We start from the raw sequence: 225 nt of genomic DNA, 5'->3' as shown, positions 1-225 counted from the left end.
AGTACATGGGACGTAATGGGCGGCGGTTTGATGGCCGATCTTGCCAAGTATGAGGAACTGGACGATGCACAGGAACAAATCGAACAGCTCCAAGTGGAACTGCGGCGGTTCAAAACTGAACTTTCCGATGTTGAAATCACCGCAGACCTTCAGGTTACGGTGGACAGCTTTTTGAAATTTGCGGATTTCTTCTTTGACGGCCTCTTTGCAGACTGGGCAGTTCTG

General features: G+C 49.8%; 1 pseudogene. It reads left to right on the top strand.

The window, feature by feature from the left end:
- Positions 1–225: pseudogene (locus DW937_RS15335) on the top strand (hypothetical protein); the annotation flags it as partial.

Origin of the sequence: Faecalibacterium sp. AM43-5AT, assembly GCF_003603345.1 — a bacterium.
Taxonomy (GTDB): Bacteria; Bacillota; Clostridia; order Oscillospirales; family Ruminococcaceae; genus Faecalibacterium; species Faecalibacterium taiwanense.
Note: the sequence above shows the minus strand (reverse complement) of the source record. Positions and strands in the feature narration are given on the sequence as shown.